The organism is Ensifer canadensis (assembly GCF_017488845.2).
Taxonomy (GTDB): Bacteria; Pseudomonadota; Alphaproteobacteria; order Rhizobiales; family Rhizobiaceae; genus Ensifer; species Ensifer canadensis.
The window spans coordinates 2376890-2391576 of record NZ_CP083370.1; the positions used below are offsets into that span (position 1 = coordinate 2376890).

Sequence of the window (14687 nt, forward strand, 5' to 3'; positions counted from 1 at the left end):
TATCATGAGCCTTATAACGAAAGCAGCCTGCGTCGGTGGCGGCGTCATCGGCGGCGCCTGGGTAGCGCGGTTTGCGCTTGCCGGCATCGATGTGAAGATCTTCGACCCGCATCCGGAGGCAGAACGCATCATCGGCGAAGTCATGGCCAATGCCGAGCGCGCCTATGCGATGCTGACCATGGCGCCGCTGCCGCCGAAGGGAAAACTCACCTTCTGCAAAAGCATCGAGGAAACGGTCAAGGACGCTGATTGGATTCAGGAAAGCGTGCCCGAGCGGCTGGAGCTGAAGCGCGGCGTCATCACTCAGATCGATGCCGCCGCAAGACCTGACGCGCTGATCGGCTCCTCCACTTCGGGGCTGCTACCATCCGACCTGCAGGCCGAGATGAAGCACCCCGAGCGCATGTTCGTGGCGCACCCGTATAACCCCGTCTACCTGCTGCCGCTCGTCGAACTCGTCGGCGGCAAGAAGACGTCGAAGGCGACCATCGAGCGCGCCATGCAGGGCGTCGAACAGATCGGCATGAAGGGCGTCGTCATTGCCAAGGAGATCGAGGCCTTCGTCGGCGACCGTCTGCTGGAAGCGCTCTGGCGCGAGGCGCTGTGGCTGATCCAGGATGACATCTGCGATACCGAGACGCTCGACAATGTCATGCGTTACTCCTTCGGCATGCGCTGGGCGCAGATGGGTCTGTTCGAGACCTACCGCATCGCCGGCGGCGAAGCCGGCATGCGCCACTTCCTTGCCCAGTTCGGCCCCTGCCTGAAATGGCCCTGGACCAAGTTCACCGATGTCGTCGATCTCGACGATGCGCTGGTGGAGAAGATCGGTGCACAGTCGGACGCGCAGGCCGCCGGCCGCTCGATCCGCGAGCTCGAGCGCATCCGCGACGAAAACCTCGTCGGCATCATGCATGCGCTGAAATCGGGCAATGGCGGCGAAGGCTGGGGCGCCGGCAAGCTGCTTGCCGACTTCGAGGCGAAGCTCTGGGCCAACGCCAAGAAGCCTGAAGCCGATCTCGGCGACGTCAAGCCGCTGCACATTCTCGACACCAAGGTCAGCGCCGCCTGGGTCGACTATAACGGCCACATGACCGAGCACCGCTATCTCCAGGTGTTCGGCGATACCTCCGACGGCCTGCTGCGCCTGATCGGCGTCGACCTCGACTATGTCCGCGACGGCCACAGCTACTACACGGTCGAGACCCATATCCGGAACCTCGGCGAGGCCAAGCTCGGCGATGCGCTCTATTCGACCTGCCAGCTTCTGTCGTCGGACGAGAAGCGCCTGCATCTCTTCTCGACGATCTACAATGCCGAAACGAAGGAAGCCATCGCAACCGCCGAGCAGATGATGCTGCACGTCGACAGCAAGGCCGGCAAATCGGTCGCTGCCCCAGCCAAGGTCCTGGACAAGCTGAAGGCGATCACCGAGGCCCACGCCGGCCTGCCGACGCCCGAAGGTGCCGGACGGTTCGTCGGCCAGAAGCGCTAACGGACGGCTCCTTCGACGTGGAAGGGGCAGTCTTTGCGGGAAAAGTCGGGCGACGGCCGCCCCTCATCCCGCTGCCGCGACCTTGTCCCCGTCAACGGGCGAAGGAACATGCTGCAGCCGCTCGCCCCTGTCTTCGGCAGTAGGAGCGCAGTCGCAAAGCGTCCCCTCTCCCCGCCTGCGGGGAGAGGGTTAGGGTGAGGGGCAGGCAACCGCGCATGCCAGCGGCCGATGGGGAGATCGGCCAGAGGGCAGGCAGATAAATTGCGAGGGAGAACACATGAATTTCGCACTGACCGATGAACAGCAGATGATCGTCGACACGGTCCGCAGCTTCGTCGAGACCGAAATCTATCCGTATGAGGACGAGGTCGAGCGCACGGGTATCGTGCCGCCCGAACTGGGCCAGGATATTGCCCGCAAGTGCAAGGAAATCGGCTTCTTCGGCTGCAATTTCCCCGAAGAGGTGGGCGGCGCCGGTCTCGACCATACGTCCTTCACGCTGGTCGAACGCGAGCTCGGCCGCGGCTCGATGGGCCTCACCGTCTTCTTCGGCCGCCCTTCGGGCATCCTGATGGCCTGCAACGACGAGCAGCGCGAAAGATACCTGCTGCCGGCGGTCAAGGGCGACAAGTTCGACGCGCTCGCCATGACCGAGCCGGATGCCGGCTCCGACGTGCGCGGCATGAAGTGCTTTGCCCGCAAGGACGGCGACGACTGGATCGTCAACGGCACCAAGCATTTCATCAGCCATGCGGACATCGCCGATTTCGTCATCGTCTTCATCGCAACGGGTGAAGAGGACACACCGCGCGGGCCAAAAAAGAAGATCACCTGCTTCCTCGTCGACCGCGGCACGCCCGGCTTCGAGATCCGCAAGGGTTACAGCTCCGTCTCCCACCGCGGTTACAACAACTGCATCCTGACCTTCGACGACTGCCGCCTGCCCTCCGCCCAGATCCTCGGCGAAGTACACAAAGGCTTCGACGTCGCCAACGACTGGCTGTTCGCCACACGGCTGACGGTGGCTGCGACCTCGGTCGGCCGCGCGCGTCGCGCCTTCGATTACGCGCTGAACTACGCCGCCGAGCGCAAGCAGTTCGGCAAGCCGATCGGCGCCAACCAGGGCGTCTCCTTCAAGCTCGCCGACATGATCACCGAGATCGACGCCGCCGATCTGCTGACGCTTTCGGCCGCCTGGCGCCTCGACCAGGGCCTGCCCTCCAACCGCGAGATCGCCTCTGCCAAGGTCTACGCCACCGAAATGCTTGCCCGCGTCACCGACGAGGCGATCCAGATCTTCGGCGGCATGGGGCTGATGGACGACCTGCCGCTCGCCCGCTTCTGGCGCGACGCCCGCGTCGAGCGCATCTGGGACGGCACCTCCGAGATCCAGCGCCACATCATCAGCCGCGACCTGCTGCGGCCGCTCGGAGCGTAACGAATGATCGAGCGGCGCTCCTCCCCACCCCTCATTCCTGTGCCCGTCACAGGAATCCAGCAGCGGCACGTCCGTGCCGCGATTGACCCTTTGACGAACACCAGACCCGACACCGCCTCCAAGGCAGAAACACTCTTCACCGGCTTGCCGATGCAAGACGGCTGGATTCCTGTGACGAGCACAGGAATGAGGGCGTCGCGAAACACAGGAACGTGGGAGTGTCTGATTAGATGACCCAAACACCCCGTTCCCTCGACAGGCTGATCCGACCAAAATCCATCGCCGTCTTCGGCGGCAAGGAGGCGCGGCGGGTCATCGAACAATGCGACAAGATGGGCTTCGCCGGCGATATCTGGCCGGTGCATCCGAGGGAGGACCAGATCCTCGGACGCAGGTGCTACCGCTCGGTCGCCGACCTTCCCGGAGCACCGGACGCGTCCTTCGTCGGCGTCAATCGGCAGCTCACCATCGACATCATCGCGGCGCTTTCGGCGCGCGGTGCCGGCGGCGCCGTCTGCTATGCCTCGGGTTTTCGCGAGGCGGCAAGCGAACTCGATGACGGCAACGACATGCAGGAAGCGCTCGTTGCCGCTGCCGGCGACATGCCAATCGTCGGCCCGAATTGTTACGGCTTCATCAACATGCTCGACGGCGCCCTGCTCTGGCCCGACCAGCACGGTATGCAGCGCGTCGAAAGAGGCGTTGCCGTCCTGACGCAATCCTCCAACATCGCTTGCAACATCTCGATGCAGACGCGCGGCCTGCCGCTCGCCTATCTCATGACCGCCGGCAACCAGGCGCAGACCGGCCTGTCCGACATCGCCTGCGCCGTGCTGGAAGATCCGCGCGTCACTGCCGTCGGCCTGCATATCGAGGGTTTCGACAGCATTGCAGCGCTCGAGCGGCTGGCAACGCGCGCCCGTGAACTCGGCAAGCCGGTCGTGACTTTGAAGGTCGGCAAGTCGGAGGCAGCCCAGCTTGCCACGGTCTCGCACACGGCCTCGCTTGCCGGCAACGACCGGGTCTCCTCCGCACTTCTCGCCCGCCTCGGCATCGGCCGCGTCGACACGCTGCCGGCGCTGCTGGAAACGTTGAAGCTGCTGCATGTCGCCGGCCCGCTCGAAAGCAGCGAGATTTCCTCGATGAGCTGTTCGGGGGGCGAGGCCTCGCTGATGGCGGATGCCGGCGTGCGCTATCGCGTCAACTTCCGGGCACTGAAGGAAGAACAGCGACGCCCCCTGAAGGAAAGCCTCGGCGAGATGGTGACGATCGCCAACCCGCTCGACTACCACACCTTCGTCTGGGGCAACCGCGAGAAACAGACGACCGCCTTCAGCGCGATGATGAAGGGCGGCTATGCGCTCAACCTGATCGTGCTGGACTTCCCCCGCCAGGACCGCTGCGACGCGGCCGACTGGGTGACGACCTGCGACGCGGTGATCGATGCGGCAAACGCGACCAGCGCCCGCGCCGGTATCGTCGCCAGCCTCGGCGAAAACATGCCGGAACAGACGGCACTCTCTCTGATGGCTGCCGGTGTCATCCCCTTCTTTGGGATCGACGAGGCGTTGGCAGCCGTCGAGACCGCTGCCGGCATCGGCGCGGCCTGGGCCAGACCCGCACCGCCGAAGCTCCTGAACGGCGGCGTTTCAGGCGGTGGCAATGCCATCACCCTTAGCGAACATGAAGCCAAGACCGAGCTTGCGGCTTCGGGCCTTAAGGTTCCGCCGGGCACGACCGCATCGACGCCGCAAGAGGCCGCCACGGCAGCCGAAAGCCTCGGTTTCCCCGTCGTGCTCAAGGGGCTGGGCGTCGCCCACAAGACCGAGGCCGGGGCCGTCAAGCTGAACCTTGCAAGCAGTGCCGAGGTGCTTAGCGCCGCGGAAGGCATGGCTGCCGTGGCATCGGGTTATCTCATCGAGAAGATGGTGGCAAAACCCGTGGCCGAACTCATCATCGGCGCGATGCGCGATCCCGTCGCGGGCCCGGTGCTGACCATCGGCGCCGGCGGCATCCTCGTGGAACTGCTGGATGATTCCGCAATCCTGACGCTGCCGACGACGCCGGAGCTGATCCGCGAGGCGATCGACGGACTGAAGATCAGGAAGTTGCTCGACGGCTACCGCGGCGGACCGAAGGGCGATTTCGCGGCCCTTGCCGACGCTGTCGCCGCTGCGGCATCCTATGTCGTTTCAAACGCTTCAAACCTCGAAGAACTCGATATCAATCCTTTAATGGTGTTACCGGAAGGCCATGGAGCCATCGCCGCCGACGCCCTGATCCGCCGGAGGAACTGACGCCATGACCGGACCGATCCTTACCCGCCGCGAAGGCGGCATTCTCGAAGTCACGATCGACCGGCCGAAGGCGAACGCCATCGACCTGAAGACCAGCCGGGTGATGGGCGAGATCTTCCGCGACTTTCGCGACGACGACACGCTGCGCGTCGCCATCATCACCGGGGCCGGCGAAAAATTCTTCTGTCCGGGATGGGACCTGAAGGCGGCGGCGGCCGGCGATGCTGTCGATGGCGACTACGGCATCGGCGGCTTCGGCGGCATGCAGGAACTGCGCGATCTCAACAAGCCTGTGATATCAGCCGTCAACGGCATCTGCTGCGGTGGCGGCCTCGAAATCGCGCTTTCCACCGATCTGATCCTCGCAGCCGAGCACGCCACCTTCGCGCTGCCGGAAATCCGCTCCGGCACCGTCGCCGACGCCGCCTCGATCAAGCTGCCGAAGCGCATCCCCTATCACATCGCCATGGACATGCTCCTGACCGGCCGCTGGCTCGATGTCGTCGAAGCCAACCGCTGGGGCTTCGTCAACGAGATCCTGCCCGCCGACAAGCTGATGGCGCGCGCCTGGGAGCTCGCCCGCCTGCTCGAGAGCGGCCCGCCGCTCGTCTATGCCGCCATCAAGGAAGTGGTGCGCGCAGCCGAGGGCGAGACCTTCCAGGCGACGATGAACAAGATCACCCGCCGGCAGTTCAAGACTGTCGACATTCTTTATTCGAGCGAGGACCAGCTGGAGGGCGCAAAGGCGTTTGCCGAGAAGCGCGACCCGGTCTGGAAGGGGCGCTGACAGACGCTGCCACGGGCGGCGCAGGACTGACGACGGGCCGGTGAACCGGCAAAGCGACGTCACGGAACGTGTGGGGTCTCCCGCGCGCCGCCGAAGGCCTATCCATAAATGTAGCTTATGGAAATGAATTATAATTTAGGACGTTACAAGGTGCAATCGAGCGATTAGGCTTATCGATCTGAAGCCAAGAGCGTCCGCCCGAGAAAGGAGAAACGAGGCAAGCGAAGACAAAAAATTGGCCCAAACGGCCGATCCGAAAGCCATCCGCAAGGTGGCGGTACGCAGCAATCTCTACCAACCACAACGAACGGCGAATGCCGACACAGAAGGGAACAGGGGAATGAGCGATTACAAGGATTACCTCACACGACAGGTCATGCTCGGCAGGATGAACCGGCGTGAATTTCTCGGACGCGCGGCTGCAGCCGGCATCCTCGCATCGACGGCAGGAACACTGTTTGCCACCAGCGCCGCGGCCCAGGAGCCGAAGCGCGGCGGCCATCTGAAACTCGGCCTCGAAGGCGCTGCCGCGACCGACTCGAAAGATCCGGCCAAGGCACTCTCGCAGTTCATGTTCGTCGTCGGCCGCAACTGGGGCGACATGCTGGTCGAAAGCCATCCGACCACCGGCGCACCCGTGCCGGCGCTCGCCGAATCCTGGGAGCCATCTGCCGATGCCTCGACCTGGACCTTCGCCATCCGCAAGGGCGTGAAGTTCCACGACGGCAAGGAACTGACCATCGACGACGTCATCAAGACGCTGCAGCGCCACACCGACGAGAAGTCGGAGTCCGGCGCGCTCGGCGTGATGAAATCGATCGAGGAGATCAAGGCCGACGGCGACAAGCTGGTGCTGAAGCTGACGGAGGGCAATGCCGATCTGCCGCTGCTTCTGTCCGACTATCACCTGATCATCCAGCCGAATGGTGGCATCGACGCTCCCGACGCCATGATCGGCACCGGACCCTTCAAGGTGGCGAGCTTCGAGGCCGGCGTTCGCGCCACCTTCGAGCGAAACACCGACGACTGGCGGACGGATCGCGGCTTTGTCGATTCGGTCGAGCTGATTGCAATCAACGATGCCACCGCTCGCATCGCGGCCCTTTCCTCCGGTCAGGTCCACTTCATCAACCGCGTCGATCCGAAGACCGTCAATCTCCTGAAGAAGGCGCCGACCGTCGAGATCCTGAACACGTCCGGCCGCGGCCACTACGTCTTCATCATGCACTGCAACACTGCGCCGTTCGACAATATCGACCTGCGCATGGCGCTGAAATATGCGATGGACCGCGAGACCATGGTCGAGCGCATCCTCGGCGGTTACGGCAAGGTCGGCAACGACTTCCCGATCAACGACACCTACGCCCTCTTCCCCGAAGGCATCGAGCAGCGCGCCTATGACCCCGACAAGGCGGCCTTCCATTACAAGAAGTCCGGCCACAGTGGCTCGGTGCTGCTGCGCACCTCCGACGTCGCCTTCCCAGGCGCCGTCGATGCGGCCGTGCTCTACCAGGAAAGCGCGAAGAAGGCAGGCATCGAGATCGAGGTCAAGCGCGAACCGGGCGACGGCTACTGGACGAACGTCTGGAACGTCCAGCCGTTCTCCACATCCTACTGGGGCGGGCGCCCGACCCAGGACCAGATGTATTCGACAGCCTATCTGTCCACCGCCGACTGGAACGACACGCGCTTCCTGCGCCCCGACTTCGACAAGATCCTGCTCGAGGCACGCTCCGAACTGGACGAGACCAAGCGCAAGGACATGTATCGCACCATGGCGATGATGGTGCGCGACGAAGGCGGCCTGATCCTGCCGATGTTCAACGACTTCGTGAACGCCTCCACCAAGCAGGTGAAAGGCTACGTCCACGATATCGGCAACGACATGTCGAATGGCTACGTCGCGACCCGCGTCTGGCTCGACGCCTGATGATGGAAAGCGGACCGATGACTGGTCCGGTTCCGACGGATGGGACCGCGGATGGAGCACATCCGCGGTCTGCCGATCTTTCCGGTGTACCAGCAAAACCCAACCCCGCCGACGCCCAGGGCGAACTCGGTGGCACCTTCAGGCGGCGCTTTATCTTTCGCCGTCCTCTCGCGGCGCTGATCCTTCAGCGCCTCGGCCTGAGCGTCGGCCTGCTCTTTGCCGTGTCGCTGATGATCTTCGGCGGCATCGAGGCGCTTCCCGGCGACTTCGCCACCACCTATCTCGGCCAGTCGGCAACGCCGCAGGCGGTGGAAAACATCCGCAAGGACCTCGGCCTCGACAAGCCCTGGAGCGAGCGTTACCTCTCCTGGCTCGGCGGCGCCGTGCAAGGCGACTTCGGCACCTCCTGGGCCAGCAAGAACTCGGTCGGGGAACAGATCGGCAAGCGTCTCGGCAATTCGCTGTTCCTCGCTTTCTTCGCCGCGCTCGTCTCCGTGCCGCTTGCCGTCGGCTTGGGCATGCTGGCGGTGCAGTTCCGCAACCGGCTGCCGGACAAGATCATCAACGTCGTCTCACTGGCGGCCATCTCGCTGCCCGAGTTCTTCGTCGGCTATCTCCTGATCATGTTCTTCGCCGTCAAATTCGGCGTCGCCACCTTCCCGGCGACGGTCTATGACAGCATGACCTTCAGCGAGCGGCTTTCGGCGATCGCGCTTCCGGTCGCAACCCTCGTGCTCGTCGTTCTCGCCCACATGATGCGCATGACCCGAGCGGCGATCCTCAACGTCATGTCGTCGGCCTATGTCGAGACGGCCGAACTCAAAGGGCTTGGCATGTTCCGCATCATCGCCCGCCACGCCGCTCCCAATGCCGTGGCACCTGTTATCAACGTCATCGCGCTCAACCTTGCCTATCTCGTCGTCGGCGTCGTCGTGGTCGAGGTGGTGTTCGTCTATCCCGGCATGGGGCAATACATGGTGGATGCCGTGACCGTGCGCGACATGCCGGTCGTGCAGGCCTGCGGCCTGATCTTCGCGGCTTTCTACATCTTCCTCAACATGGCGGCCGACATTATCGCCATTCTCGCCAACCCGAGACTGAGGCATCCGCGATGAACCTGAGATCCATCCCCCTTAGCGCCTGGATCGGCATCGCCGGCATCGCCATTGCGATCTTCTGCGCCCTGTTCGCCCCTGTCATCGCCCCCTTCGGCGAACGCGAGGTCGTCGGCGACGTCTGGCTTCCTTCCGGTGGCGACTTCCTGCTCGGCACCGACAATCTCGGGCGCGACCTGCTGTCGCGCCTGATCTACGGCGCCCGCACCACCATCTTCGTGGCGCTGGCGGCAACCGTGCTGTCCTTCTCGCTCGGCATGATCCTCTCCTTCACCGCCGCGGTCATGGGCGGGTTCGTCGACCAGTTCTTCTCCCGCTTCAACGATCTGATGATGGCGATCCCGACGCTGATCTTCGCCCTCGTCGTGCTGGCGGTGCTGCCGCAGCATCTGTGGATCCTGATCCTGGTCATGGCCGTGCTCGATTCCACCCGCGTGTTCCGCATCGGCCGCGCGGTCGCGCTCGATGTCGCGGTCATGGAGTTCGTCGAGGCGGCCAGACTAAGAGGCGAAGGCAGCGTCTGGATCATCTTCCGCGAGATCCTGCCCAACACGTTGTCGCCGCTGCTTGCCGAGTTCGGCCTGCGCTTTGCCTTTTCCATCCTGTTTCTTTCCACCCTCTCCTTCCTCGGCCTCGGCATCCAGCCGCCGGCCGCCGACTGGGGCGGCATGGTCAAGGACAACAAGGATGGCATCATCTTCGGCATATCAGCTGCCCTGATCCCGGGTGCTGCGATCGCGACACTGGCGATCTGCGTCAACCTCGTGGTCGACTGGCTGATGAAGAGAACCTCCAGCCTGAAAGGAGGGCGTGGCGATGCCTGAGGCTTCACCTGACAAGAACACGCTTCTTTCCGTCAAGAACCTGAAGATCGAAGCGACCAGCTATCCCCCGGGCGAGCCACCGAAAACCGTGACCCTGGTCGAAGGCGTTTCCTTCGACCTCCAGAAGGGCAAGGTGCTTGGCCTGATCGGCGAATCCGGGGCCGGCAAGTCGACCATTGGCCTGTCGGCGCTCGCCTATGGCCGCGGTGGCGTGCGCATCACCGGGGGCCAGGTGCTGCTCGACGGCAAGGATATCCTGCCGCTCGACAAGAACGGCATCCGCTCGATCCGCGGCGCCCGCGTCTGCTACGTCGCACAGTCGGCGGCCGCCGCCTTCAACCCGGCGCACCGGCTCGGTGATCAGGTGATCGAGGCATCGCTTCGCCACGGCATCATGAACCGCGAGGAAGCAAAAAAGCGTGCGCTCTACCTGTTCCAGGTGCTCGGCTTGCCGAATCCGGAAAGCTTCGGCGAGCGTTATCCTCACCAGGTTTCCGGCGGTCAGTTGCAGCGGGCGATGACCGCTATGGCGCTCTGCCCCAACCCGGAGCTGATCGTCTTCGACGAGCCGACGACGGCGCTCGACGTGACGACCCAGATCGACGTGCTCGCCGCGATCAAGCACGCGATCGAGGAAACGCACACCGCAGCCCTCTACATCACCCATGACCTTGCCGTTGTCGCCCAGATCTCCGACGACATCATGGTGCTGCGCCACGGCAAGACGGTGGAGTACGGCACCACCAAACAGGTGATCGAGGCTCCGGCCGAAGACTATACCCGGGCACTGGTCAGCGTACGCCAGACCAAGCGCGAAGAAGCGCCGGACCAGACCGGCACGCAATTGAAGATCGAGCATATCAGCGCTGGCTATGCCAACGGCTTCAAGGTGCTGCACGACGTTTCCATGCATCTGCCCAAGGGCCAGACGTTGGCGATCGTTGGCGAAAGCGGTTCCGGCAAGTCGACGCTGGCGCGCGTCATCACCGGCCTCTTGCCGCCGACCGAAGGGCGCATCACCTTCGAAGGCAAGGAACTGCCGCGCGCCTTGAAGGGCCGCAGCAACGACGAACTGCGCCGCATCCAGATGATCTACCAGATGGCCGATACGGCGATGAACCCGCGCCAAACGGTGCGCGACATCGTCGGCCGACCGCTGTCCTTCTACTTCGGCATGCATGGCGCCAAGAAGACGGCGCGGGTCAAGGAACTGCTCGACCAGATCGAGATGGGAACGAAGTTCCTCGATCGCTATCCGGCCGAGCTTTCCGGCGGCCAGAAGCAGCGCGTCGCCATTGCCCGGGCGCTCGCCGCGGAGCCGGAACTCATCCTCTGCGACGAGCCAACCTCGGCCCTCGACCCGCTGGTGGCCGAAGGCATCCTGAATCTGCTTTTGAAGCTTCAGGAGGAAACCGCTGTTTCCTATGTCTTTATCACCCACGACATCGCCATCGTCCGGGCGATTGCCGACAGCGTCGCGGTGATGCATCGCGGCCGGCTGGTGCGTTTCGGCCCGAAGTCCAAGGTGCTGGCACCGCCCTTCGACGACTATACCGACCTGTTGCTAAAGTCCGTTCCCGAGATGGAAATCGGCTGGCTGGAGCGGGTGCTGACGACCCGCCGCATGGAAAGTGCGGGCAACTGAGGGCCAGCGCCGAAAGTGCCTACGTAGTCCCCTCTCCCCGCCTGCGGGGAGAGGGCTAGGTTGGTCAAGACGATCCAGCCGTCACTTCACCTTGCAATCGACATCGCCCAATCGTTGCGCCGCTTCGCCCTCAAAGGTCACCGACGGCTCCGCCTTGGCGGTGCAGTCGCCGGTGGCGCCACTGCCTGACCGGAAATGCACGACCGGCTGCCCTTCGATCATGATGCTCGGCACCACCTCGTAAAGCTCCGGCGGACAGTTGGCGACGTCGGAGAGCCGAAGCGCCGGCTGGCCGCCGATCATGACGCTGGTGGAGCCGGAAAGCGCGCAAGCCGGGATGGGCGGGCGCGCATCTTCGGCGGCAGACGGCATGGCCGAGACCGCGAGCAGAAGTCCAGACATGGCGATATCTGCAGATTTCATCAGCTTCTCCTTCGACGGTGCAGACGCGGAATGCAACGCAATCTAGAGCATGTCGCGCAAAAGTGCGCAGCGGTTTTGCGATAACGACATGCGTAGGAACAAGAACTTAAAGCGCAGCGAGCAAACCTGGAGATCGCGATGCGCTTTAAGTCGGCAACGCCGCGCACGCTATCTCAATAATCGGTCGGCACCGTCAGCACGTCGGCATCAGGCGTTTCGAGAAAGGCCCTGACCGTCGAGGGCATCTGCCGCGAGCCTGTGGCCAGCACGCCGCAGCGCGACAGCATCTGCCGGATATCCGGCTCCTGGCCGAGGGTGCGCCAGATCATCCGCGAGGCATAGGGCAGGTTTTCCTTGCGCCAGGAAACGCCCATGGTCGTGCCGCGCAGATAGACGCGCTGATGCACTTCGAACGGCATCAGGATCGTCTGCGACAGCATCGGCTGGCGCCCGACGCTGCGCTCGGCGATGAAGATGCGATTGCGCCAGAAGGTGACGAGGCCGACATATTTCGAAAACTGCTGGATTTCGTTGGCGGCATCGCGGATGCGCTCAATCGACTTCACCCGGATCGATCCGCTCTCCTCGTGAATGCGGGCGCAGGAACAGACGACGCGGCCGGGCCACGACGGCGAGAGATGGTAGGTCTGGTAATAGCCGATATGGCGGCGAAGCCCGGCCAGATCACCGGGAAATCCTTCAAGCAGCAGCCCGGCTTGCGAGCGGTCGCGATCGGGCCTGACCATGCGGGCTTCGAACAGTTTCGACGACAGGGAAAAGTCCTGCGCCTGCAGCCCGAAGAAGCTGGCGATGCGCGCGACATTATGCGCCGACGGCCGCGCCTCGCCACTGATGTAGCGGTTGAACTGCTGACGGTTGATGCCGATCTCGCGACAGATCTGCGAGATCGAGCGCCGCGTCGCGCAGGCGAAACGAAGATTGGCGGCAAAGTTGTCGGCGTCGTGCACGAGCGGCTCCCAGCGATCCGGAACAGATAGCGTAAAGTCGCGTAAATCAGCGTCAAGTCGCGAAATTGTGCAACCCGCCGCAGCCGTTAGGTTTTCCCTTGAAACAACACTTCAGAGGGAACCTGCATATGAGCGAATTCACCAAGCGTCCCGACGGCCTCATCGTGCCGACAGGCATCAACCGCCGCGGCTTCCTGGCGGGCACCGCGGCCCTCGGTCTGGCGGCAGGCTTGGGCGGCACGATGGTTGCGGGCGATGCACGCGCCGAGGAGCCCAAGCGCGGCGGTCACCTGAAACTGGGCCTGAAGGGCGGCGCCACCACCGATACGCTCGATCCCGCCGGCTATAGCGGCTCGGTGTCCTTCGTCATCGGCCACCTCTGGGGCGACACCCTGGTCGAATCCGATCCGAAGACCGGCGCGCCGCTGCCGGCACTGGCCGAATCCTGGGAGCCCTCGGCGGATGCGTCGCAATGGACCTTCAAGATCCGCAGCGACGTCAGCTTCCACGACGGCAGCAAGATGACCATCGCCGATGTCATCGCCACGCTGAAGCGGCATTCGGACGAAGGCTCGAAATCAGGTGCGCTCGGCTTGATGCGCTCGATCAAGAACATCGAGGAAAAGGCCGGCGCGCTGGTGCTGACACTGACCGAAGGCAATGCCGACCTGCCGCTGCTTCTGACCGACTATCACCTGATCATCCAGCCACGCGGCGGCGTCGACAATCCCGCCTCGCCCATCGGCACCGGCCCCTACAAGCTTGCAAGCTATGAAGCCGGCCTGCGCTCGACCTTCGAGAAGAACGCCAATGACTGGCGCCAGGACCGCGGCTTCGTCGACAGCGTCGAAATCATCGTGATGAACGACACGACCGCGCGCATCGCCGCGCTTTCCTCCGGCCAGGTGCATTTCATCAACAACATCGACCCGAAGACGGTGCCGCTCCTGAAGCGTGCGCCGCGCGTCGAGATTCTCCGGACCGCCGGCAAGGGCTTCTACAGCTTCCTGATGCATTGCGACACGGCGCCCTTCGACAACAACGACCTGAGGCTCGCACTCAAATATGCGGTCGACCGACAGGCGATTCTCGACCGCGTTGTCGGTGGTTTCGGCACGCTCGGCAACGACTATCCGGTCAACGAGAACTATGCGCTGGCGCCCGAGGGCATCGAGCAGCGCGCCTATGACCCCGACAAGGCCGCCTTCCACTTCAAGAAATCGGGCCACGACCGGCCGATCCTTCTGCGCACCTCGGATGCCGCCTTCCCCGGCGCCATCGACGCCGCGGTTCTGTTCCAGGAAAGCGCCAAGAAGGCCGGTATCGAGCTCGAAGTGCGCCGCGAGCCGGAGGATGGCTACTGGACCAATGTCTGGAACGTCCAGCCGTTCTGCGCCTCCTACTGGGGCGGCCGGCCGACGCAGGATTCACGCTACTCCACCTCCTATCTCTCCAGCGCCGAGTGGAACGACACGCGCTTCAAGCGCGAGGACTTCGACAAGCTCCTGCTTCAGGCCCGCTCGGAGCTCGACGATGCCAAGCGCAAGGAGATGTACCGTACGATGGCGATGACGGTGCGCGACGAGGGCGGCCTGATCCTGCCGGTGTTCAACGACTACGTGAACGCCGCTTCCGCATCGCTGAAGGGTTTCGTCCACGACATCGGCAACGACCTTTCGAACGGCTATGTTGCCAGCCGCGTCTGGTTCGACAGCTAAGAACACGGTTTCGCGTACGGAAGCGCGTAAAAACAATGCGTTAGAGC

General features: G+C 63.7%; 11 protein-coding genes. 9 read left to right on the forward strand and 2 right to left on the reverse strand.

Translation table 11 applies throughout. The features are described 5' to 3' along the window. Positions 1–4 precede the first annotated feature (4 nt). The 8 genes from J3R84_RS11565 (at position 5) to J3R84_RS11600 (ending at position 11531) form a co-directional block, all read left to right on the forward strand. The gene (locus J3R84_RS11565; RefSeq protein ID WP_025427810.1) at positions 5–1495 is read left to right on the forward strand and encodes a carnitine 3-dehydrogenase; all 1491 of its coding nucleotides are present in this window, start codon (positions 5–7) and stop codon (positions 1493–1495) included. A 277-nt stretch (positions 1496–1772) separates the two neighbouring features. Next, positions 1773–2933, forward strand: a complete 1161-nt coding sequence (locus tag J3R84_RS11570) for an acyl-CoA dehydrogenase family protein (RefSeq protein ID WP_025427811.1) — start codon at positions 1773–1775, stop codon at positions 2931–2933. A gap of 230 nt (positions 2934–3163) precedes the next feature. Then, entirely contained in the window at positions 3164–5230 is a 2067-nt protein-coding gene (locus J3R84_RS11575; protein WP_025427812.1) for an acetate--CoA ligase family protein, read from the forward strand. Between the two features lie 4 nt (positions 5231–5234). After that, positions 5235–6017: a carnitinyl-CoA dehydratase gene (locus J3R84_RS11580; protein WP_025427813.1), complete on the forward strand. Its 783-nt coding sequence runs from the start codon at positions 5235–5237 to the stop codon at positions 6015–6017. A 340-nt stretch (positions 6018–6357) separates the two neighbouring features. Next, positions 6358–7947, forward strand: a complete 1590-nt coding sequence (locus J3R84_RS11585; RefSeq protein WP_025427814.1) for an ABC transporter substrate-binding protein — start codon at positions 6358–6360, stop codon at positions 7945–7947. Then, positions 7947–9062: an ABC transporter permease gene (locus J3R84_RS11590; RefSeq protein WP_025427815.1), complete on the forward strand. Its 1116-nt coding sequence runs from the start codon at positions 7947–7949 to the stop codon at positions 9060–9062. The genes J3R84_RS11585 and J3R84_RS11590 overlap by 1 nt, the downstream gene beginning before the upstream one ends. Then, positions 9059–9886 carry an ABC transporter permease gene (locus J3R84_RS11595; protein WP_025427816.1) on the forward strand — a complete coding sequence of 276 codons (828 nt, stop codon included), beginning with the start codon at positions 9059–9061 and terminating at the stop codon, positions 9884–9886. Before J3R84_RS11590 ends, J3R84_RS11595 begins: the two co-directional genes overlap by 4 nt. Beyond that, entirely contained in the window at positions 9879–11531 is a 1653-nt protein-coding gene (locus tag J3R84_RS11600; RefSeq protein ID WP_025427817.1) for an ABC transporter ATP-binding protein, read from the forward strand. The genes J3R84_RS11595 and J3R84_RS11600 overlap by 8 nt, the downstream gene beginning before the upstream one ends. Positions 11532–11612: 81 nt before the next feature. On the opposite strand, the gene J3R84_RS11605 is transcribed toward J3R84_RS11600, so the two are convergent. Both J3R84_RS11605 and J3R84_RS11610 read right to left on the reverse strand, forming a co-directional pair. Further along, entirely contained in the window at positions 11613–11954 is a 342-nt protein-coding gene (locus tag J3R84_RS11605) for a PAAR domain-containing protein (protein ID WP_057211096.1), read from the reverse strand. Between the two features lie 173 nt (positions 11955–12127). Next, complete coding sequence (locus tag J3R84_RS11610; protein WP_057211094.1) at positions 12128–12922, reverse strand: helix-turn-helix domain-containing protein; 795 nt, start codon at positions 12920–12922, stop codon at positions 12128–12130. A 128-nt stretch (positions 12923–13050) separates the two neighbouring features. On the opposite strand from J3R84_RS11610, the gene J3R84_RS11615 reads away from it, so the two are divergent. Next, complete coding sequence (locus J3R84_RS11615) at positions 13051–14640, forward strand: ABC transporter substrate-binding protein (RefSeq protein ID WP_025427820.1); 1590 nt, start codon at positions 13051–13053, stop codon at positions 14638–14640. Positions 14641–14687 lie beyond the last annotated feature (47 nt).